General features: G+C 33.8%; 14 protein-coding genes. 6 read left to right on the forward strand and 8 right to left on the reverse strand.

The genetic code is table 11. From position 1 onward, the window contains the following. Positions 1-37: 37 nt before the first annotated feature. Complete coding sequence (gene gcvP / locus HNV08_RS13105) at positions 38-2,881, reverse strand: aminomethyl-transferring glycine dehydrogenase (RefSeq protein WP_173281785.1); 2,844 nt, start codon at positions 2,879-2,881, stop codon at positions 38-40. A 120-nt stretch (positions 2,882-3,001) separates the two neighbouring features. Here gcvP and HNV08_RS13110 point away from each other — a divergent pair, with 120 nt between their 5' ends. Next, positions 3,002-3,838, forward strand: coding sequence for a UbiA prenyltransferase family protein (locus HNV08_RS13110; RefSeq protein WP_173281786.1), 837 nt, complete (start codon positions 3,002-3,004; stop codon positions 3,836-3,838). On the opposite strand, the gene HNV08_RS13115 is transcribed toward HNV08_RS13110, so the two are convergent. The 7 genes from HNV08_RS13115 to HNV08_RS13145 form a co-directional block, all read right to left on the reverse strand. After that, a complete protein-coding gene (locus HNV08_RS13115) occupies positions 3,815-4,078 on the reverse strand; it encodes a hypothetical protein (protein WP_194242020.1) in 264 nt (87 codons plus the stop codon). The genes HNV08_RS13110 and HNV08_RS13115 overlap by 24 nt on opposite strands. A gap of 30 nt (positions 4,079-4,108) precedes the next feature. After that, complete coding sequence (locus tag HNV08_RS13120) at positions 4,109-4,666, reverse strand: sigma-70 family RNA polymerase sigma factor (RefSeq protein ID WP_173281787.1); 558 nt, start codon at positions 4,664-4,666, stop codon at positions 4,109-4,111. 108 nt (positions 4,667-4,774) lie between these two features. Then, positions 4,775-5,509, reverse strand: a complete 735-nt coding sequence (locus HNV08_RS13125) for a DUF2071 domain-containing protein (protein ID WP_173281789.1) — start codon at positions 5,507-5,509, stop codon at positions 4,775-4,777. Positions 5,510-5,888: 379 nt separating this feature from the next. Then, positions 5,889-6,392: a GbsR/MarR family transcriptional regulator gene (locus HNV08_RS13130; protein WP_173281790.1), complete on the reverse strand. Its 504-nt coding sequence runs from the start codon at positions 6,390-6,392 to the stop codon at positions 5,889-5,891. A 95-nt stretch (positions 6,393-6,487) separates the two neighbouring features. Next, positions 6,488-8,518, reverse strand: coding sequence for a M3 family metallopeptidase (locus HNV08_RS13135; protein WP_173281791.1), 2,031 nt, complete (start codon positions 8,516-8,518; stop codon positions 6,488-6,490). A 167-nt stretch (positions 8,519-8,685) separates the two neighbouring features. After that, positions 8,686-9,165 (reverse strand): 5-(carboxyamino)imidazole ribonucleotide mutase, encoded by a 480-nt coding sequence (purE, locus tag HNV08_RS13140; protein ID WP_173281792.1) that lies wholly within the window; start codon positions 9,163-9,165, stop codon positions 8,686-8,688. A 2-nt stretch (positions 9,166-9,167) separates the two neighbouring features. Beyond that, the gene (locus HNV08_RS13145) at positions 9,168-10,322 is read right to left on the reverse strand and encodes a 5-(carboxyamino)imidazole ribonucleotide synthase (RefSeq protein WP_173281793.1); all 1,155 of its coding nucleotides are present in this window, start codon (positions 10,320-10,322) and stop codon (positions 9,168-9,170) included. A gap of 170 nt (positions 10,323-10,492) precedes the next feature. Here HNV08_RS13145 and HNV08_RS13150 point away from each other — a divergent pair, with 170 nt between their 5' ends. From HNV08_RS13150 to HNV08_RS13170, 5 genes are all read left to right on the forward strand, one after another. Beyond that, entirely contained in the window at positions 10,493-11,602 is a 1,110-nt protein-coding gene (locus HNV08_RS13150) for an adenylate kinase (protein ID WP_173281794.1), read from the forward strand. A gap of 122 nt (positions 11,603-11,724) precedes the next feature. Beyond that, the gene (gene obgE / locus HNV08_RS13155) at positions 11,725-12,723 is read left to right on the forward strand and encodes a GTPase ObgE (protein WP_173281795.1); all 999 of its coding nucleotides are present in this window, start codon (positions 11,725-11,727) and stop codon (positions 12,721-12,723) included. 19 nt (positions 12,724-12,742) lie between these two features. Next, positions 12,743-13,462, forward strand: a complete 720-nt coding sequence (locus tag HNV08_RS13160) for an ion transporter (protein ID WP_173281796.1) — start codon at positions 12,743-12,745, stop codon at positions 13,460-13,462. 42 nt (positions 13,463-13,504) lie between these two features. Continuing rightward, complete coding sequence (locus HNV08_RS13165; RefSeq protein ID WP_173281798.1) at positions 13,505-14,026, forward strand: DUF4136 domain-containing protein; 522 nt, start codon at positions 13,505-13,507, stop codon at positions 14,024-14,026. Between the two features lie 199 nt (positions 14,027-14,225). Next, positions 14,226-16,511 carry an alpha/beta hydrolase family protein gene (locus HNV08_RS13170; RefSeq protein WP_241697225.1) on the forward strand — a complete coding sequence of 762 codons (2,286 nt, stop codon included), beginning with the start codon at positions 14,226-14,228 and terminating at the stop codon, positions 16,509-16,511. The last annotated feature ends 210 nt before the right edge of the window (positions 16,512-16,721 follow it).

Genomic DNA, 16,721 nt, shown 5'->3' on the forward strand with positions numbered 1-16,721 from the left:
ATTATGTTTTTATGATGTTAAGATGTGCTCATTAGACCTACATGTAGTCCTCAATTGGTGTGCAGCTGCAGATGAGGTTTCTGTCTCCAAAAGCATCATCTACACGTCTCACGCTTGGCCAAAATTTATTAGCTCTAACAAACTCTAAAGGAAAAGCTGCCGCTTCTCTTGAGTATGGCAATAGCCAGTTGTCTGAGGTTAGCATATCTAATGTGTGAGGTGCATTTTTTAGCATATTATTAGAATCATCTTTTGTGGCCAAATCGATTTCTTTTCTGATGGAAATCATGGCATCGCAAAAACGATCCATTTCTGCTTTACTTTCACTCTCTGTAGGTTCTATCATCATGGTTCCTGCAACAGGAAATGATACTGTTGGAGCATGGAACCCATAATCCATTAAACGTTTTGCAATGTCTGTGACTTCAATGCCATTGGCTTTAAAATCACGACAATCAATAATCATTTCGTGTGCAGCTCTACCTTGCTCTCCAGAGTATAATGTAGGGTAAGAACCTTCTAAACGTTCTTTGATATAGTTGGCATTAAGTATTGCAATTTCTGTCGCTTTTTTAAGGCCTTTATAGCCCAACATTTTTATATAGCCATAAGAAATTAAACAGACTAAGGACGATCCAAAAGGCGCTCCAGAGATAGCTGAAATGGCCTGATGTCCTCCTGTTTTAACGATTGGGTTTCCTGGTAAAAAAGGTACCAGTTGTTCTGCGACACATATTGGGCCAACTCCAGGTCCACCACCACCATGTGGTATGGCAAAGGTTTTATGTAAATTTAAGTGACAAACATCTGCACCAATATTTCCTGGGTTAGTTAAGCCTACTTGTGCATTCATGTTAGCGCCATCCATATATACTTGGCCTCCATTATCATGAATTATTTGTGTGATTTCTTTAATAGCTGACTCATATACACCATGTGTAGATGGGTAAGTTACCATTAATGCAGAAAGATTGTCTTTATGCAATTCTGCTTTTTCTTTTAAATCTTCAACATCTATATTGCCATTTTCAGAGGCTTTAGTTACAACAACCTTCATGCCAGCCATTACAGCACTAGCAGGATTTGTACCATGTGCAGATGACGGAATTAAACAGATGTTTCTATGATGATCGCCACGAGATTCGTGATATGCTTTAATAACCATTAGACCAGCAAATTCTCCTTGAGCTCCAGAATTTGGTTGTAGAGACGTTGCGGCAAACCCAGTAATTTCGGAAAGATAGTTTTCTAGTTCTTTTAGCATGAGTTTATAACCAATAGGTTGGTCTGCAGGTACAAATGGATGCATATTACCCCAACTGCTCCAACTTAATGGTAGCATTTCTGAAGCTGCATTTAATTTCATGGTACAAGAACCTAAGGAAATCATGGAGTGGTTTAATGCTAAATCTTTACGCTCTAAACGTTTCACGTAGCGCATTAACTCGGTTTCAGAATGGTAGGTATTAAAAACTTCAAAAGTTAAAAATTCTGATTGACGTTTTAAATGATCAGGAATGGTTTTGTCCGTAGAAAGCGATTCAATTTTATCTGTAGTGTTACCTGTTACCGTTTCAAAGATGGTAATGATTTCATTTAAGTCTGAAATGGTTGTGGTTTCGTTTAATGAAATTGTAACGGTATTTGTGTCTGGATAATGAAAATTGACTTCGCGTTTTTCTGCTTCGTATTTAACTTTTACCGCATCTGCTTTTATTTGAAGAGTATCAAAATAATGAGTGTTTACTTGTTCTAAACCTAACTGTTCTAAAGCATTGTCTAGCGTAGCGGTTGAATTTTTAACTTTATCTGCTATAAATGTTAATCCTTTAGGACCGTGATATACGGCATACATTCCTGCCATCACTGCTAATAATACCTGTGCTGTACAAATATTAGATGTGGCTTTATCTCTTTTAATGTGTTGCTCACGTGTTTGTAAAGCCATACGTAAAGCTCTGTTGCCATTGGCATCTTTTGTGACACCAATAATTCTGCCAGGCACATCACGTTTATAAGCTTCTTTCGTTGCGAAATAAGCAGCATGTGGTCCGCCATATCCCATTGGAATTCCGAAACGTTGTGTGGTTCCGACTACGACATCTGCACCAAATTTACCAGGTGCTTCAAGTTTTACTAAACTTAATATGTCAGCTGCAACTGCTACTTTTATGTTCTCAGCATTTGCCTTTTCAATAAATCCTTTAATGTCCGTAATCTGACCATTTTTTCCAGGATATTGTAGGAGTGCTCCAAAATATTCGCCAGACAAATTATAGTCTGCTTCATTACCTATGACGAGTTCTACACCAATTGGGTTTGCTCTTGTTTCTAATAGAGAAATAGTTTGAGGTAATACTAAATCTGAAACAAAGAATTTATTAATGTTGGCTTTCTTTTGGCTACGGTCTCTAACAGCAAATAATAACGACATAGCTTCTGCTGCTGCAGTACTTTCATCTAAGAGTGATGCATTGGCTATTTCCATACCTGTTAAATCTATAACCATAGTTTGAAAATTTAACAATGCCTCTAGTCGTCCTTGTGCAATTTCTGCTTGGTATGGTGTGTAAGCCGTGTACCAACCCGGATTTTCTAAGATATTTCGCTGTATTACGGCTGGTAAATTTGTTGGGTGATAACCTAAGCCGATATAAGATTTATAAACTTTGTTAAGTTGTGATAATTTATAGATATGACTTAAATATTCTTGTTCGCTCATTGCGGCATCTAGATTAAGATCCTTTTCTAAACGAATGTTATCTGGAATAGTTTCTGTAATTAGTTGGTCAATATTTTTAACACCAATTGAAGTTAACATTGCTTGTTGTTCATCCGCATTGGGTCCTATATGTCTAAGTGCAAAAGAAGTCGTATCCATTATAAATATTAAATGATTTTGTTTTGCAAAAATACAGTTTTACCCAAGTAATTTTGTTAATGCTAATTAAAGTTTTTAACCGAAAGCTGAGGTTATTAACACAATCCTTATTTTTGTGTCATGCAGGCGCTAAAACAGGTTATTAATTTTTACTTAAACAGTAGCATACACGTTGCTTTAGCTGCTTCTGCATTGGTTTGGGTTACAGGTCTTGAATTTAACTTAGACTGGGATTTCAATCTTTTTGGATTTGTGTTTTTTGCAACGATCTCTGGGTATAATTTTGTGAAATTCTTTGGCGTTGCAAAGTTTCATCATCGCAGTTTAGCACGTTGGCTAAGAGTCATACAAATGTTCTCTTTACTCGCTTTTTTAGCCATGTGTTTTTTTGTTATAAGCCTTAAATTTGAAGCCTTAATTCTTACAGGTATTTTAGGCGTTATTACTTTTTTTTATGCGATTCCCGTAATGGTACCAAAACATTATTTTTTTGATGATCACAAAAATTTAAGACAAATAGGAGGTTTAAAGGTGTATCTTATTGCCTTAATTTGGACAGTAGTAACCGTTTTTTTGCCGTTAGTCAATGAAGAGGTTCCTATAGGTTTTGATGCAATGATTACAGGATTTCAACGGTTTTGTTTTGTACTGGTATTAATGTTACCGTTTGAAATAAGAGATTTGAATTATGATAGTATAAAGCTGGCAACAATTCCTCAAAAAATAGGCATAAAAAACACCAAAATTATAGGCGTTTTACTTTTGATGCTTTTTGTATTACTAAATTATTTTAAGGATACGTTATCTATTAAGGTTATTATTTCTACTGTTAGTATTTCAGTTTTAACTGGTGTGTTTTTATTAGTTTCAAAAAAAGATCAGTCTAAATACCACAGTGCCTTTTGGGTAGAAAGTTTACCAATTGTGTGGTGGTTAATTTTTATTTTGCTCGGCTAAGGCTTCGTTAAATTGCTTTTCAATTTTACTGCGTTCTTCCGATTGTAAACATTTAACATTAGATTTTTTTATGTTTTCTGTCAACGTTTTATTCTTTTTAAAATAGCTCTTTGTAATGTGGCAATATAAAAGACGTATATTAAGTTTGAAGCGCTCCCAATCCGTTGCTTCTCCATATTCGGCTTTATCGCAAATATGCTTGGCTTCATCACAGTTAATAAATAACAAACTTTTCTTCATTTTTAATATTAAATTAAGGTAATTTTTGGTCTAATTAAACCAACTGTTGTCCATACAATCTGCTAATGCCGTTCTAGCTCTATGAATGATTACCCAAAGATTAGACGCAGTAATATTTAATTCATTACAAATAGTTTCTGTATCATAATTTAAAATAGTCTTCTTTTTAAAAACATCAGCTTGTTTTACTGGGAGTTTTTCTAAGCAGTCGTATATGGCATCTCCTAATTCAGTGTTCTCTAAAGTGTCTTCTGCAGTTTTGTCAAAGGGATCTGAAACACGTTCTTCTAGCCAGTCACCTTCTGCTTCATCACTGTTTATGTATCCCATTCTAACTTCGGCCTTTCCTTTGTTAGAATTAATTTTGCGATAATAATCAATAATTTTTCGTTTTAAAATAGAAATCAACCAAGTGCGTTCGCTGGCTTCTCCTTTAAAATTCTTCATTGATTTAAGTCCTGCTAAAAAGGTTTCAGAAATTAAATCTTGGGCAATTTCTCGATCATTGACACGCGTAATCGTATAATTAAATAAGTAATCGGAATATAATTTCACCCAATTGTTTGGGTCTATGTTGTGCTTAGGCATTTTTCTTTTTCATTGCTTTGTCAAAAATAAGTTAAAAAAATGATATTTTAAGGGCGTTTTTTTAGCCAATGGTGTGATTGAATAGTTTTTTTAGTGTTGTACTTAATTTTAGGCAAAAATATTGGGATTACGATTGGGTTGCAACTGCCCTTGTTCTACAGAAACAAATGAGCCATCAACGACACATGTTTTTATATATTTTGCATTTTTAAATACTTTAGGTAGCATAGAAATGATGTTGTTATTATTATGTATGGTGAAGGCCTGAACGATTTTCCATGGTCTATGCTGTATTTTGTATTGCATAGTTTTTGTTTTATGCTGTTTTACAAAAGCGATATAGCGATCCACAATAAATTTATCGAATGATTTTTCTGTTAAAGCAGTCGTTTTATGTGATACATCTGCTGCAATTTGCATTGATTTATATGAATATTTTAACGTTCGATGCGCCTTGTGTTTGGTGGTCCTAACTTTAATGTTTTTATAAAAATAAGGTTCGTTATAGCATAAGTTTGCTGTTAAAGCTATTAACGGTTTAGGTGCGAACTCTCGAATAAAAACGACACCTTTAGTACCATCAACGGTAGACTTAGCGTAAAACCGAAAGTTGATTTGTCCAAAATGTTGATGAAAAGGAATCTTTACCCCAAAAAAATTCACTTTAGAAAACGTAAATGCGACCATGCTCATTAGAGCTTTACCATTATATAAATCGAGTTCTGTATTGTTAGGCAAATAAGATTCTAAAATTTCTTTGTCTACTTCAAACGTTGAAATAATTAAGTCTTCCCAATGTCCTGTCATGAAGATGTTGTTGCTATGATAGCTTTTAGATGTCATGATAAACGTTTTTTACATTATTTAATAGCCAGACAAAATATATGGCGATAGACATTGGTATGATGGTAATGCCTATCCACCGGAAGTCGTTAAGATCTATTTCAAGGAGCCAACCAATGCCGTAAAGGATAACAATTAGCCAATAGGTTAGGAGTTGTTTTTTATTGTCGTTTTTTAATTGTTTCCAATAACAAGTTATGCTCAATGCGCTCAATAATTGGATAGCTCCTAAGACCACTTGGGCATATAACCCTAGAATTAATGTTAAGTAGAGGATTAAGGTAATAATTAAAACGATTTTGTTTAGTTGGTATAAAGTTTTCATAATTTTATTACTATTAAACTTTCAGAAAATATTGAAAGTTATATTTAAATTTTTTTATTTCAATAATTTAATAATTGATTTAGTTAACCAATTTTGTTTTTGAGTGACCAATTTATTTAACATAGCGTCAGCATTTATGGTTAAATCATGTAGTGCTTTTGTTTGTTTGATGAGCTCTTTTGTTTTATCTGTTCCATCATCTTTAATAGACGATACATCATCTAGAACTTTTAAAACAGGCTGAATTTCTCTTCGGCTTCTTTCTTTTGCAATTATTCGTGTTAATTCTTGTACATCTTTTTCGGTTGTAAAAAACTCTTTGCGTTCTCCAGAAACTAAAACTTTGGTTACAATGCCCCAATCCATGAGCTGTCTTAAATTCATGCTGGTATTGCCACGAGAAATTTTAAGATCTTCCATAATGTCTTCCATAGACAACGGTTTTGTAGAAATAAATAACAATGCTTGAATCTGTGCCATAGCTTTATTAATGCCCCAAAGCGAGCCTAAACTTCCCCATGTACTTATAAATTTATCCTTAGCTTCTAAATATTCCATACGCAAATATACAATAATTTTTAAACTTTCAGTAATTATTGAAAGTTTGTTTTATATAAAAAGAGAGTTTAAGGTCTCTCTCTTTTTATGTTCTTTTATTTCAATAAACCAGCACGTCTCAATAACGCTTCAGGTTGTGGCTCTTGGCCTCTAAACTTCTTGTATAAAGTCATTGGATTTTCTGTACCTCCTTGTGAGAGTATATAGGTTTTAAATTTGTGAGCTACCGTTCTATTAAAAATACCTTCTTCTTTAAAATATTCAAAAGCATCAGCATCTAAAACTTCTGCCCATTTATAACTGTAATAGCCAGAAGAATAACCGCCTTGAAAAATATGAGAGAACGAGGTACTCATACAATTCTCTGCTACATCAGGATATAAACTAGTGTCTCCAAATGCTTCCACCTCGTGTGCTTTTACATCTTTAATATTAGAAGGATCTATACCATGCCAAGACATATCTAATAAACCAAAACTAATTTGACGTAGGGTTTGCATACCTTCATGAAAGGTTGATGATGCCGTGATTTTATCAATTAATGCCATAGGAATGACTTCACCAGTTTCATAATGTTTGGCAAATAATTCTAAAGCTTCTTTTTGGTAACACCAATTTTCTAAAATTTGACTTGGTAATTCTACAAAATCCCAAAACACACTTGTGCCAGAAAGACTTGGATACGTTGTATTGGCTAGCATGCCGTGGAGTCCGTGTCCAAACTCATGAAATAATGTTGTTACTTCATTAAAGGTTAGTAGCGAAGGTTTACTCTTTGTTGGTTTGGTAAAATTACAAACGTTAGAAATATGTGGTCTTTCGTTTTTACCATCTTTAATCATTTGTGGTTTGTAAGATGTCATCCAAGCACCATTTCGTTTGCCTGCTCTAGGAAAAAAATCAGCATAGAAAATAGACACTAATTCGCCTTCGGCATCTGTAACTTTATAGGTTAAAACATCTTCGTGGTATTTGTCTATGGTGTCAATTTCTTCAAACTGTAACCCGAATAATTTTTCTGCAACCTGAAAAGCGCCGTTGATAACGTTTTCTAATTTAAAATAAGGCTTCAGCTGTTCATCGTCGAGATCGAATAATTTTTGTTTCAACTTTTCTGAATAATAACCAGAATCCCATTTTTGTAGTTGATCGATACCATCTAAATCTTTGGCAAAATTTTCAAGTTTTTTAAATTCTTTTTGCGCAGCTGGTTTTGCTTTATCTAATAAGTCATTTAAAAAGGTGGTCACTTTTTCTGGAGTTTCCGCCATGCGTTCTTCTAAAACAAAATGAGCATGTGATTTGTAACCTAGGAGTTGTGCGCGTTCAAAACGAAGCTTCGCAATTTTTAGAACAATGTCTTTATTGTCTAATTCGTCATTCTGAAATCCTTTTCGTCCAAAGGCTTTTGATAATTTTTCACGTAATGCTCTGTTGTCTGCATACGTCATAAACGGAATATAACTTGGGTAATCTAAGGTGATTAACCAACCGTCTTTATCTTTGCTTTCTGCTAATTGTTTAGCGGCTTCTTTTGCGCCATCAGGTAAACCAGCCAAATCATCTTCATTGGTAAGATGCATTTCAAATTTATTGGTTTCAGCTAAAATGTGCTCGCCAAATTTTAACTTTAATTGACTTAATGCTTTATCAATAGCTCTTAGTTTTTCTTTTTTATCTTCAGGCAAATTGGCACCATTTCTAGAAAAACCTTTATACTTTTTGTCGAGAAGTGTCGCTTGTTCTGTGGTTAACTCTAAGGTAGATTTAGAATCATAAACCGCTTTTACGCGTTTAAACAAATCTTCATTTAAGGTAATATCGTTACTAAATTCTGACAGTAGAGGCGAAACTTCTTGTGCAATTTTTTGAATTTCTTCATTGGTTTCAGCAGAATTTAAATTAAAAAAAAGACTCGATAAACGGTCTAATGCTTCACCAGAGTACTCTAAGGCTTCAATGGTGTTTTTAAAAGTTGGTGCATCACTATTATTAGTAATAGCGTCTATTTCTGCTTTGGCGTTTTTTATACCAGTTTTAAAACTAGGAAGGTAATCTTCTGTTTTTATTTTAGAAAAAGGCGCTGTATTATATGGCGTGTTGAACGGTTTATTAAGAAGAGTCATTTTTTTGTTGTGGTTTCTGTTTAACTAGTTGACTGTCTGAATTTTAACTAAAAATTAAGAGTATGATTACTGAGTTTAGCTTTATCTTTGTAAAATCTTTAGAGTGATAAAATTATTCCTAAGATTTGATTAATAGCTAAATGGCCTTGACGAAAGTTGAGGCCTTTTTACAAGTCCTTTGCAGAATCATAAACTTTAGCTTTTAAGCCTTCTTTATAAGCTATTATTTTATGGAGTACATTTGGGTCTGAACTACCTATAATTTGCGCGGCTAAAATTCCGGCATTTTTTGCGCCATTGAGTGCCACTGTTGCTACAGGAACACCACCAGGCATTTGTAAAATAGAAAGCACAGAATCCCAGCCATCTATAGAGTTGCTGCTCTTTACAGGGACTCCAATTATTGGTAAAGGTGATAAGGATGCAACCATACCTGGTAAATGTGCAGCACCACCAGCTCCCGCAATAATTACTTGGATACCTCTTGTGTGTGCGTTTTTACTGTAATCAAATAGTTTTTCGGGTGTTCTATGTGCAGAGACAATATCAACTTCAATATCAATATCAAAGTCTTTTAAAATATCTATAGCGTCTTGCATTACAGGCAAATCGCTCTTGCTTCCCATTATAATTGCTACTTTACTCATTGTTATTCACTTATTACTTCTATGGTTTGTTTTACTTGCTCTGCAATTTTTCTGGCAATTGCTATATCTTTATTTACAATGGTAACATGGCCCATTTTACGGAAAGGTCTCGTTTGTTTTTTTCCATATATGTGAGGTGTTACACCGTCCATTGCTAAAATGTTTTCAATATTATTATACACCACATGGCCAGTATGTCCTTCCGCACCTACCAGATTTACCATAACGCCAGCTACTTTACTTTCGGTATTACCTAAAGGTAAGCCAAAGACACATCTAATGTGTTGTTCAAATTGAGACGTATAACTGCCTTCAATACTATAATGACCAGAATTATGAGGTCTAGGTGCTACTTCATTAACTAATATGTCATCGTTTTCTGTTTGAAACATTTCTACAGCCAACAAGCCAACATGTTGAAATTCTGAAGCAACTTTTAAGGCTACGGCTTCTGCTTTTTTTGCGATATTATCAGGTATTCTCGCAGGACAAATAACATACTCAACCTGGTTGGCTTCTGGATGAAATTCCATCTCAACGACAGGATATGTTTTTACTGCACCTTTTTCGTTTCTAGCAACAATGACAGCTAACTCATTTTTAAAAGGAATGAGTTGTTCTGCAATACATTCTACATTTGGTAAATGCACTAAATCTCTTTCGCTTCGCACAACTTTTACTCCAGTACCATCATAACCAAAGCGCGCACTTTTCCATACAAAAGGATAGGTTAATCCGCCATGTTCTACGGCTTCATCTATCTCAGAAGTGTAAGCAAATCTTGAAAATTCTGCTGTAGGAATGTCGTGGTCTTTATAAAATAACTTTTGCGTTGCTTTGTTTTGTATGGTACGCAATGTTTTAGAGGATGGGTAAACTTTTACGCCTTGTTTTTCTAAGGTTTCTAGCGCATCTACATTAACGTTTTCAATTTCAAACGTAAGTACATCGAGATGTTTTCCAAAATCTACCACAGTTTGGTAGTCTAACAAATCACCTAATGTAAATTCATTACAAGCAAAACGTGAAGGTGCATCAGCATTTGGGTCTAAAACACAGGTGTATATATCAAATTTTCTTGTGTCGTAGAGCATCATTTTACCAAGTTGTCCACCACCAAGAATACCGAGTTTAAAATTAGAAGAAAAATAGTTCATTAACTTTATGTGTTCCTTATTAAGAAAGGAATCTTGTTTTAAGATTTTAAAATTCTGCTTTTCAAAAACAAAAATAAGGTAAAAATGATATATACTTCTAAATTCGTAAATCAAAAAATCGTCAATCGTCAATCAATTGATTATCTTTGCAAATCTAAAATAATATCCAAGTGATTAAGCTTCATGATTTATACTTCAAACCTTTTATATCTGAAAAAGAAATAGATAATGCTGTCCAAAACCTTGTAGACAGAATTGTAGAAGACTTGGGAGATGAAGTCCCTGTTTTTATTGGAATTTTAAATGGGTCATTTATGTTAGTAAGTGATTTTGTAAAGAAATATCCAAAACCTTGTGAAGTGACCTTTATAAAGTTAGCTTCTTATGAAGGGGTTAAGTCTACAGAAGATATTCAACGTTTAATTGGTTTAACTCAAGATTTAACAGGACGAACTGTTGTAATTTTAGAGGATATTATAGATACAGGCAATACGTTAGAAGAAGTTCATCGTATTTTTAAAAATGAAAATGTAAAACAATTGCGTATTGCAACCTTGTTTTACAAACCAGAAGCATACAATAAAGATTTTAAACTCCATTACGTAGGTATGGAAATTCCAAACAAGTTTATCGTTGGCTATGGCTTAGACTATGATGGATTAGGAAGAGATTTACCAGACGTATATCAATTAAAAACAACACAACACATGACAAACTTAGTGCTATTTGGACCTCCAGGTGCAGGTAAAGGAACACAAGCTAACTTTTTAAAGGAAAAATACGATTTAATTCACATTTCAACAGGAGACGTTTTTAGATACAATATTAAAAATGAAACAGCCTTAGGAATGTTAGCTAAGTCATATATGGATAAGGGTGAATTGGTGCCAGACCAAGTTACTATTGATATGCTAAATAAAGAAGTTGAGAAAAATGCCGATGCAAATGGGTTTATTTTTGATGGTTTCCCTAGAACAAATGCACAGGCAAAAGCGCTAGATGAATTAATGGATAGCAAAGATTCTCAAATTAATGCAATGGTTGCCTTAGAAGTAGATGATGAAGTATTAGTAGGTCGTTTGCTCGAAAGAGGAAAAACCAGTGGACGTGCTGACGATGCGGATGAAAGTATTATTAGAAACCGAATTAAAGAATACTACAATAAAACAGCAATTTTAAAGGACTATTACGCTGAGCAAAATAAATATTTTGGTGTTGATGGTGTTGGTAGTATTGAAGATATAACTGTTCGTTTGAGTACAGTTATTGATAAACTGTAGGTGTAATCATTACTATAAGGTAGTACACTCATCATGATGATGTAATTGGCATGATGCAACTAAAACCTACAATTAGCTTAAGATTTTAATTAAAACGATTCCCACTTTGGAGGGAAGTAAACATGACTGAAGGAAATTTTGTAGACTACGTAAAAATGCACGTTACTTCCGGAAATGGAGGTAAAGGCTCGTCGCATTTACATCGCGAAAAATATATAGCTAAAGGAGGACCAGATGGTGGCGATGGTGGACGTGGTGGTCATGTGATTTTACGTGGTAACTCCAATCTATGGACGCTTATTCATTTAAAATTTAAGCGACACATTAGGGCTGGTCATGGTGCACATGGAAGTTCTGGTAGAAGTACAGGTGCAGATGGTGAGGATATGTATGTTGAAGTTCCTCTAGGTACTGTAGTTAGAGATTCTGAAACCGATAAAATTTTATTTGAAATCACAGAAGATGGCGAAGAACGTATTGTGGTAGAAGGTGGAATGGGTGGACGCGGTAACTGGCATTTTAAAAGTTCAGTAAACCAAACGCCACGTTATGCACAACCAGGTATTCCTCTTGAAGAAAAAGATATTACATTAGAACTTAAAGTTTTAGCCGATGTTGGTTTGGTAGGATTTCCTAATGCAGGAAAATCAACCTTATTATCAGTATTAACCTCTGCAAAACCAAAAATTGCCGATTACGAGTTTACCACCTTAAAACCTAATTTAGGGATTGTGGAATATCGCGATTATCAGTCGTTTGTTATGGCAGATATTCCAGGTATTATTGAAGGAGCAGCAGAAGGCAAAGGTTTAGGATATTATTTTTTAAGACATATTGAGCGTAACTCAATTCTCTTGTTCCTAATTCCTGCAGATGCCAAAGATATTGTAGAGCAGTACGAGATTTTAGAAGATGAATTAAGACGATACAATCCACAAATGTTAGATAAGGAACGTTTTGTTGTCATCTCAAAATCTGATATGTTAGATGATGAATTAAAATCTGAAATTTCCGAAATTCTTGATAGAGATTTAGAGGCGAATTATATGTTTATTTCCTCTGTGGCGCAACAAGGTTTAACAGAGTTAAAAGATAAACTTTGGAAGATGTTAAATGATTAACTAACGTGTTTTGCTGACCATGAAAGCATATCTTAAAAACTTAGTAGAACTTAACGATAACAGACCAAGTCGAGTTTTCGCATATTTTATTCAGTTTTTAATTGTTTTCTCTGTAATTACGTTTTCTATTGAAACATTACCAGATTTAAAACCGCAAACCAAGGTTGTACTAAATGCCATTGAAGCCTTTTGCGTTGTTGTGTTTACTTTTGAATATTTAGCAAGAATCTATGTTGCGGATAATAAACCAAAATTTATATTTAGTTTCTTTGGTATCGTAGATTTATTAGCTATTCTTCCTTTTTATTTATCGTTTGGTATTGATTTAAGATCGCTGCGTTTACTGAGAATGTTTAGGCTTTTCCGTTTGTTTAAAATGATGCGATACAATAAGGCTATGAAACATTTTGCACAAGCAATGTTAGTTGCCAAAGAACAAATTATCCTCTTTATGATTATTACCTTAATGCTCATTTATTTCGCGGCTGTAGGAATATATTATTTTGAAAACGAAGCACAGCCAGAGCATTTTACTTCAATTTTTGATAGTCTTTGGTGGTCTATCGTAACCTTAACAACTGTTGGCTATGGCGACGTGTATCCTATCACAGTTGGTGGCCGAATATTTACCTTTTTTATTCTTATGATTGGCTTGGGAATTGTGGCTATTCCTACAGGTATTATTTCCTCTTCTTTGACTAAAGCTGTTGAGCCTAATGAAGACGAAGCGTTAAAATAGGCTTTGCGTTTTCATATTTTTAATACCTTTAAAATAAAAAAGATGAAGCATTTAAAATTTCTATTGATTGCATTTCTTATGACGTCGTGTGGTACAATAGTAAACTATGACTACGAAAAGTCAACGGATTTTAGTACCTATAAGACCTATAATTATTTTGATGATATGAAAACGGGTTTAAGTGAATTAGACACTAAACGCTTAGTTAGAGTAATGGATAAGAAACTCCTGGCAATGGGTTTTTCACGTACAGATCATCCAGATTTTTATATTGATATTCAAAGTGAAAGTATCGTTAACCGCAATAACAGTTCAGTTGGTGTTGGTGTAGGTGGTGGAAGTGGAGGAGGTTTTGGTGGTGTTTCTGTTGGGATTCCTGTGGGACAAAACAAACAGTCTAGAGTATTAATCATTGATTTTGTAGACGAAACTAAAACGGGTTTATTCTGGCAAGCCATTAGTGAGAGTAGTTATAATCCCAACGCTAGTCCAGAAAAAAGAGAAGCTATATTTGCAAAAATCATAGATAAAGTATTTGCAGAATATCCGCCTCAACAAGACTAATTTTTTGTTGTTTTCTTCTAAAATTTAATGGTTAGACGGAATTTCCGTTTAGCATATTCTAACAACCACTCGTCATATTTTCAATGGATTGAGATAGTTTCAAAATTATATTTACAGAAATAAATGTAACATTTCTATAGAATGGTTTACTGATGAAGTAACATTCTAAACTGTAAATCAATTAACTAAAATTATCATCATGAAAAAAACAAAATCAAATTCAAGTATAATACTATGCTTAATGGCATTGGTATTTTCAATTAGCACGTTTGCCCAAGATATCTCAGGCTCTTGGAAAGGTGTATTAAAAGTACAAGGGCAAGAAATTCCGCTCTTGTTTAATATTAAAAATGACAATGGCGTTTTGTCGTCTACTATGGATAGTCCTAGCCAAGGCGCAACAGGGATTCCTATGGATAAAACAGTATTTGAGGCCAATGAAATTACAATAGCCTTTACACAAGGAGGTATAAAGTACGTTGGGCTTTTGGAAAATGAATCTATAACAGGGACGTTTTATCAAGGTGGCATGGAATTGCCATTAAACTTATCTAAAACTATAAAAACGAAACCAGGTGATGTGTCTTTACCATCTTCTAAAGAAGCATTAGATAAATTGGCTTCTTTTGATAACGGAACCTACAAATATTCAACCGAAGATTATTTTCAGGATCCGAGTAAAAGTTCATTTCAATTTTCGCCAAAAGGCAATTATTTTTCATATCGCGAAAAGGATGAAAATGGAAAAAATCACGTGTACGTAAAAGACACAAAAACAGAAAATGTAACCCTTGCCATAGCCGAAGGTGAAGAATTAATTAGAGGTTACGGTTGGGCTAATGACAATAGGTTGCTTTATATTAAAGATAATGGAGGTAATGAAAATTATCAGTTATTTGCTGCCAATTTAGATGGAAGTAATCCTAAAGCATTAACACCATTTGAAGACGTACAGGTTAATTTTTCTAACCTTTTAAAAGATCAGCTAGACCATGTTATCATTATGATGAATAAGGATAATAAACAAATTTTTGAGCCTTACAAATTGAATATTGTAACAGGCGATATGGAAAAATTGTTTGAAAATAAAGACGCTTCTTCGCCAATTGCAGGATATGAGTTTGATAAAGATGGAGAATTAAGAGGTTACACTAAGCAGCAAAATGGTGTAGAATATGTATTGTATTATAGAACAGGTAATGACCAACCGTTTAATGAAATTGTAACTACTAATTGGCAAGATTCATTTTCTTTAGTCGCATTTAATTATAACACACCTTATAAGCATGACGCTTATGTATTAACCAATTTAGAAAGCAATACAAGTGAATTGGTATTATATGATTTAGCTAAAAAAGAAATTATAGAAAAGGTATATAGCAATAAAACATTTGATGTTGGTGGCTTAAGTAGATCGAGAAAACGAAATTACGAAGTCGATTATTATTACTACACTGGTGAAAAAACGCACGTAGTGCCTGTGAGTAATTATTTTAAAAAGCTCGATAAAAAGTTTAAAAAACAATTTGGAGATAAAGTTTATTCTATTGTAGACCAAACAGATGACGAAGATAAGTACTTGTTAATTTTACAAACAGATAAGCTTTACGGAACGTATTATACATACGATGTAAAAAAGGACGAGTTTACTAAAATATTAGATTTAATGCCACAGTTGCATGAAGAAGATATGGCAGAGATGCGACCAATTAATTTTACCACAAGAGATGGCTTAAAAGTATATGGTTACATCACAATACCAAATCATATTAAAAAGGGTGAACGTGTGCCATTGATTGTAAATCCTCATGGAGGCCCTTATGGTGTAAGAGATTATTGGGGTTTTAATCCAGAAACACAATTGTTTGCAAGTAGAGGTTATGCTACATTACAAGTTAACTATAGAGGTTCTGGTGGCTACGGAAAAGATTTTTTCTTAGCCGGAAACAAGCAAATAGGACGTAAAATGCTCAATGATTTAGAAGATGCCGTAGCGTATGCTAAAACATTAGATTTTATTGATAATGATAAAGTAGCCATCTATGGTGCAAGTTATGGTGGATTAGCAACATTAGGAAGCCTTGTGAAAACACCAGATTTATATACTTGTGGTATTGATTACGTTGGTGTAAGTAACTTGTTTACCTTCTTTAAATCCTTTCCAGAATATTGGAAACCTTATATGGCTCAATTTAATGAGCAATGGTATAATTCTGAAGATGAAGCAGATCAAAAAATTATGGCAGAAGTCTCACCAGCACTTCATGTAGATAAAATTACAAAACCGCTTTTTGTAGTGCAAGGAGCAAATGATCCAAGAGTAAATATTGATGAATCTGATCAAGTGGTAAAGAGTATGAGAGCTAGAGGTATTGATGTGCCTTATATGGTAAAATACGATGAAGGTCATGGATTTTCTCACGAAGAAAACCGAGTAGAATTGTATAAAGCCATGTTAGGATTCTTTGCACAGCATTTAAAGTAGCATAAATAACCAACCAATCATTTTTAGTTAGTAATAAGCCTTTTAAGAGTTAATCTTAAAAGGCTTTTTTTATGGTATAGGTAGGTGATTTCCGTTCGTCATAACCTAATGACCACTTATCATATTTTCATTTTTTAAACAAGGTATCAGTTATATATTTATACTATCAATTAAAAACGAATAGATTTCATCAATCAAAAAACAACAGTA

The sequence above is a fragment of the Winogradskyella eckloniae genome (assembly GCF_013249045.1).
Taxonomy (GTDB): domain Bacteria; phylum Bacteroidota; class Bacteroidia; order Flavobacteriales; family Flavobacteriaceae; genus Winogradskyella; species Winogradskyella eckloniae.

What these genes read in the sequence shown, in the direction of transcription:
- HNV08_RS13160 (WP_173281796.1), top strand. Translation starts at nt 12,743, where the DNA reads ATGAAAGCATATCTTAAAAACTTAGTAGAACTTAACGATAACAGACCA.
- HNV08_RS13120 (WP_173281787.1), bottom strand. Translation starts at nt 4,666, where the DNA reads ATGCCTAAGCACAACATAGACCCAAACAATTGGGTGAAATTATATTCC.
- HNV08_RS13165 (WP_173281798.1), top strand. Translation starts at nt 13,505, where the DNA reads ATGAAGCATTTAAAATTTCTATTGATTGCATTTCTTATGACGTCGTGT.
- HNV08_RS13135 (WP_173281791.1), bottom strand. Translation starts at nt 8,518, where the DNA reads ATGACTCTTCTTAATAAACCGTTCAACACGCCATATAATACAGCGCCT.
- purE (WP_173281792.1), bottom strand. Translation starts at nt 9,165, where the DNA reads ATGAGTAAAGTAGCAATTATAATGGGAAGCAAGAGCGATTTGCCTGTA.
- obgE (WP_173281795.1), top strand. Translation starts at nt 11,725, where the DNA reads ATGACTGAAGGAAATTTTGTAGACTACGTAAAAATGCACGTTACTTCC.
- HNV08_RS13125 (WP_173281789.1), bottom strand. Translation starts at nt 5,509, where the DNA reads ATGACATCTAAAAGCTATCATAGCAACAACATCTTCATGACAGGACAT.
- HNV08_RS13130 (WP_173281790.1), bottom strand. Translation starts at nt 6,392, where the DNA reads ATGGAATATTTAGAAGCTAAGGATAAATTTATAAGTACATGGGGAAGT.
- HNV08_RS13115 (WP_194242020.1), bottom strand. Translation starts at nt 4,078, where the DNA reads ATGAAGAAAAGTTTGTTATTTATTAACTGTGATGAAGCCAAGCATATT.
- HNV08_RS13110 (WP_173281786.1), top strand. Translation starts at nt 3,002, where the DNA reads ATGCAGGCGCTAAAACAGGTTATTAATTTTTACTTAAACAGTAGCATA.
- HNV08_RS13145 (WP_173281793.1), bottom strand. Translation starts at nt 10,322, where the DNA reads ATGAACTATTTTTCTTCTAATTTTAAACTCGGTATTCTTGGTGGTGGA.
- gcvP (WP_173281785.1), bottom strand. Translation starts at nt 2,881, where the DNA reads ATGGATACGACTTCTTTTGCACTTAGACATATAGGACCCAATGCGGAT.
- HNV08_RS13170 (WP_241697225.1), top strand. Translation starts at nt 14,226, where the DNA reads ATGAAAAAAACAAAATCAAATTCAAGTATAATACTATGCTTAATGGCA.